Below are 5099 nucleotides of genomic sequence, written 5' to 3' on the forward strand. Positions count from 1 at the left end.
TCATCTTGAATGATCACCATTCCGACAGTTTATTCACCAGAGCGGCCGTTCGAAAGAATTTAACCGGGATTCCCTGACGACAGGCGGCAACGCCGAGTGCGGTTGACAACATGGTTTTACCGGTTCCGGTGCCACATAGAGAATCAGATTCTTCTTTTCGTGGATAAAGGCCAGGGATTTCAGGCCTTCTGGAGTCAGATCCGAAGGCAGGGTGAATATGGTTATGTCCCACTGGACCGAACGGGAGCACAGCTCCTGTTCGAAATCATATCCGATTGTTATGAACGCCGGACCATCATTCTCAATACCAACCTGGAATTCTCCCGATGGGTCAATGTGCTTTATGATGAACAGATGACGGCCGCCATGCTGGATCGGCTATTGCATCATTGCCACCTGCTCATGTTCCCGGGACCCAGTAACCGGATGCGGGAATCCAGCATCAATGAATTATATCGCTCAATTTCAGACAATCAATTGAAAAAATAATAATTGCCTGCAATGCTTAGATTGCTCATGAAATTGCTTCGCATTTTAGCTTGCAAAACTATGGATTTTCCATAATGCAACATTCTGTATTTTTAACTTGCAACTTTCTGCAAAAAGTACTTGCAAAAAACATAAAGTTAAAATATAATATTTATATAGGAGGTTCTTGTAAATACTTTATTATCATTAAATTTTCTTACAAATTCAGTTAATGACTGTTAGTTTTGTGCTGCTCAATAAAATAAGAAGATTTAAACAAATGATCGGTTTAAAAATTGAAACAATATTGAAAAAAGAAAGGATATTCTTATGATTAATTTTAGTATCTCTGAAAGAGGAAACAAGCTCAAGGAACAATTTTTCGCAAATGATCCAGGAATATGCTCTGAAAGAGCAAAAATTGTCACTCAGGCCCATAAGGATTTTACTGCAGATCCAGCAGTTATACGACAGGCTAAAACACTTAAACGTGTATTGGAAAATGTTAGTATTTGGATTGCAGATAATGAGCTAATTGTAGGGAATCAGGCAAAAAAGCCACGTTATGCTCCGATTTTCCCAGAATTTTCTTTTGACTGGATTATTGATCAACTTGAAAATGAACCGTTTGAATTACGTAGTGTAGATAGATTCGATATAGATGAAGAAACTAAAAATGACTTGCGTTCAATACAAGAGTATTGGAAAGGTAAGACGGTTAACGACCGGGTAAAGGCACGACTTCCAGAAGAAACTTTTGAAGCAATAAAAACTTCTGCTGTTTATGCATTTGGTTATGCATTTGGGCTTGACTATGTAATTTGTTCCGGAATAGGTCATTATTCGCCTAATTATAAAACGATTCTTACAAAAGGTTTTCTTCAAATAAAAAAAGACGCTGAAAACAATATCCAATCAATGGGTATTCCAGCTAATGGGCGAGATTTAGATAAACACAATTTTTGGAGATCTGTGATTATCAGTTGCGAAGCGGTTATTGCTTTCGCAAAGCGTTACTCTGAACTTGCTAAAAAAATGGCAAATGAAGAAACAAATGATATTCGGAAAAAAGAACTTGAAGAAATCGCAGTAGTTTGTGAGCGAGTACCAGCTTTTCCCGCTTCTTCTTTCCATGAAGCATGCCAATCCTTTTACTTCTTTCAGTTGGTTCTTCAGCTAGAATCCAGCGGACACTCAATTTCACCCGGTCGATTTGATCAATATATGTATCCTTATTATAAGGCTGACATTGAATCAGCTAAACTAAACCAGGAACAAGCTCTTGAAATTCTGGAATGCTTGTGGGTGAAACTTGCTGAAATTAATAAAATCGGTGCTCTCGGCGGTTATCCCCTGTTTCAGAATCTTTGTGTGGGAGGTCAGACAAGGGAAGGACAGGATGCAACAAATGATTTATCGTATCTTTGTTTGGATGCTTCCAAAAATATAGGATTACATCAGCCTTCCATATCTGCAAGAATCTGGAACTTTACGCCAGAGGAATTCTGGAAAAAAGTTATTCAGGTTACTAAAACGGGAATTGGTATGCCCGCTTTGTACAATGATGAAGTTATAATTCCAGGCATGTTAAATCGAGGAAAATCAGTTGAAGATGCAAGAGATTACGCCATTGTTGGTTGTGTTGAACCAGGCGTACAAGGATATGAATATGGTTGGTCAGGAGGAAATGGCGATGCTCCATTTTTCAGTATGCCAGCGTGCCTTGAGTATGCCTTGAATGATGGTAAAAATATGTTGACGGGAGCTCAAACTGGTCCAAAAACAGGCTTGCTATCAGATTTTGAAACATTTGAAGAATTACAAAATGCTTATGATATCCAAGTGCAATATTTTATTGATCATTTTACGGTTATTACAAATGCTGCGGATTTAGTGCATCAAGAATTCACACCTTTACCTTTCCTTTCCTGTGGAATGGAACCTTGTGTCGAAAGAGGAATCGAAGTAAATGCAGGGGGGGCTAAATACAATACAATTGGGACAGCAGGAGTTGGGGTTAGTAATGCTGGCGATTCTCTTATGGCTTTAAAGAAGTTTGTATTTGATGAAGGAATCATTGAAAAGACTGAGTTTTTAGAAATACTGAAAAATAATTGGGAAGGCCAGGAAATACTGCGTAATCGTATACTCGCGGAAGTTGAACATTATGGCAATGATGACGACGACGCAGATAATATGGCCAGCTGGGTAGCTAAACGATATTGCGAAATGACAGAAAAATCAATGAGTTGTAGAGGCCCATATAGTCCCGGATTATATCCTGTTACTTATCACGTACTGATGGGTGCTGGTTTAGCAGCTTCTGCTGATGGAAGAAAAGCAGGGGAACCATTGGCTGATGGAATATCACCGGTACATGGAAGAGATACTAATGGACCCACTGCCTTGCTAAATTCTGCAGCCAAGCTCGATCATTTCATCAGTTCAAATGGAACACTTCTTAATATGAAATTTCATCCCTCAGCTGTCAAAAGCGAAAAAGGTGAAAGCTCTCTTGAAGCACTTACGAAAGGCTTTTTCTTTTCTAATGGTCTTCATGTGCAATACAATGTTGTTAGTTCGAAAAAATTACGAGATGCACAATGTAATCCAGCCAAATATAGAGATCTTGTTGTGAGAGTCGCTGGTTATAGTGCCCTTTTTGTAGGCTTGCATCCTGTTATACAAGAAGATATTATTACTAGAACAGAATTTATGGAAATGGCTTAAAGTATCGCTTAAGTTTTAAAATTTTTATCCGGATTTACCTTACGGTGAATCCGGATAAAAAATTAGGAAGGATTATTTAATGAAACAAATACTAACTGGTAATGTTTTTGATATTCAGCGATATACATTAAACGATGGACCTGGAATCAGAACAGAAATATTTCTTCAAGGATGTGATTTGAAATGTCCCTGGTGCCATAGCCCTGATTCACAATCTTATCATGGAGATCTTGCCTGGTTTCCAATGTTATGTGTTGGAATTGAGAAATGTGGAACTTGCATTTCCAGTTGTCCTAATGGCGCTATTGAACAGGGTGGTGAAATTTACTCTAAACTTACCAAGACAACTTTGCACATACCAAAACTTGATCGGAAAAAATGCAATACCTGTGGAGACTGTGCTAAAGTATGTTATCCTAAAGCTTTTTATTTAACTTGTCGACAAATGAGTGTCGATGAAATAATGGAAATCATCAAAAAGGATATGCGATATTATCAAACCACAAATGGAGGGGTAACTTTATCTGGTGGGGAACCAATGGTCCAATCGGATTTCACTGCCGCTATTCTTAAAGAATGTAAATCTCTAGGTTTACATACTGCTTTAGATACAACAGGTTTTGCGGCATGGAGTGAGTACGAAAAGGTGATTGATTATGTTGATTTGTTTTTATTTGACCTGAAATGCATGTCTTCAGATCGATCGGAAGAACTAGTCGGTGTACCAAATGAATTGATACTGGAGAATGCGAAAAGACTTGCGAAAATTGGTAAAAAAATTCAAATCCGTTACCCCATAATACCAACTTTGAATGATCAGAAAGAAAATATGGTATCAACGGCTTCATTTTGTAAGGATCTGGGAGACGCTGTAACAATGATACAACTTTTGCCTTATCATAGATTAGGGACCGTAAAATATGAACGGATCGGAAAAGATTACACTTTAAGTGATCTTGAACCTATGAGTGATATTCAGGCGGAAGAATATGCAAAAATTTTCCATAGTTATGGTTTGAAAACAATAGTTGGATAAAGATAATTAAAATAGTATTTCAAGTTCTGAAAATTAATTAAAACATTTAACAGTTTAACCAATTGATGTTATTAGACTTTTTAGGTTGAGTTATAAAGGTGAAAAAATTAGCCAACTTTTAGCCAACTGCCAACGAAAACCATTGGCTTGCTTGTGAGTTCATTGTTCAAGAATGGCATAATCAAGCCATTCTGAAACAGTTTAAAACACGTTTTTAATTCCGAGAGGTCGGGGGTTCGAATCCCTCAGGGCACGCCATACATCGCAGTGTAATCCCATTCGCAAGTTTTTTGTGGATGGGATTTTTAGGGTGGTATTGGTACCTGACACCAACTTATAAACTTTATTACAGAAGTTCAGGGTAGTGTAAGATGCCTGACATCGTCAATTACTCAGGTGGGCTTCGCCATTAAAATAATTTACTATGTGTGCCTGTTCGAACAAGCACTAATACCCTGAGATTTTCTTCTGTTTTATAAATAAGTAACCAGTCAGGCTGAATATGACATTCCCGATAGCCATTCCACTCGCCTGCTAATGGATGATCTTTGTTCTTTTCAGGAAGTGATTCTCCATCCATAAGTGCAGCGATAACTTGCTCTAACAATTCCTGCTTACACCCATTTTTAATTGCAGCTTTGTAATCTTTTTTAAACCTTGATGTGATTACAAGCTCATATTTTTTCAACGGTTTAACTCCTTAAAGAGCTCTTCGGTACTCGTAAAGTGTTTCGTCTTTGGATCATTTAATAATTCTTCTGCTTCTTGAATTGCAGAAATCGTATCCTGATTGGATACTTCAAGTCTAATTTCAAAAGGAATTCGATGTTCTCTGATCGATTGTCTTAAAAAGAGATTCACTGCC

Annotated in this window: 4 protein-coding genes and 2 pseudogenes; 3 read left to right on the top strand and 3 right to left on the bottom strand. The window is 37.7% G+C overall.

Going from position 1 to position 5099, the window contains the following annotated elements; genetic code table 11:
- Positions 1 to 19 precede the first annotated feature (19 nt).
- Positions 20 to 213, bottom strand: a pseudogene (locus tag QZ998_RS15335) (ATP-binding protein); the annotation flags it as partial.
- On the opposite strand from QZ998_RS15335, the pseudogene QZ998_RS15340 reads away from it, so the two are divergent.
- The 3 genes and pseudogenes from QZ998_RS15340 to QZ998_RS15350 all read left to right on the top strand — a co-directional run.
- Positions 214 to 489 (top strand): annotated as a pseudogene (locus QZ998_RS15340) (ATP-binding protein); the annotation flags it as partial.
- A 309-nt stretch (positions 490 to 798) separates the two neighbouring features.
- On the top strand, positions 799 to 3198 hold the full coding sequence (locus QZ998_RS15345) for a glycyl radical protein (RefSeq protein ID WP_296561715.1): 2400 nt from the start codon (positions 799 to 801) through the stop codon (positions 3196 to 3198).
- A 79-nt stretch (positions 3199 to 3277) separates the two neighbouring features.
- The gene (locus QZ998_RS15350) at positions 3278 to 4234 is read left to right on the top strand and encodes a glycyl-radical enzyme activating protein (protein WP_296561716.1); all 957 of its coding nucleotides are present in this window, start codon (positions 3278 to 3280) and stop codon (positions 4232 to 4234) included.
- 409 nt (positions 4235 to 4643) lie between these two features.
- Here QZ998_RS15350 and QZ998_RS15355 read toward each other — a convergent pair whose 3' ends face one another.
- Together QZ998_RS15355 and QZ998_RS15360 are read right to left on the bottom strand one after the other, a co-directional pair.
- Complete coding sequence (locus tag QZ998_RS15355; RefSeq protein ID WP_296561717.1) at positions 4644 to 4922, bottom strand: type II toxin-antitoxin system YafQ family toxin; 279 nt, start codon at positions 4920 to 4922, stop codon at positions 4644 to 4646.
- The coding region (locus QZ998_RS15360) for a type II toxin-antitoxin system RelB/DinJ family antitoxin (protein WP_296561718.1) at positions 4919 to 5099 on the bottom strand (181 nt) is incomplete at its 5' end. The genes QZ998_RS15355 and QZ998_RS15360, both read right to left, overlap by 4 nt.

The sequence above is a fragment of the uncultured Acetobacterium sp. genome (assembly GCF_927416815.1).
Classification (GTDB): domain Bacteria; phylum Bacillota; class Clostridia; order Eubacteriales; family Eubacteriaceae; genus Acetobacterium.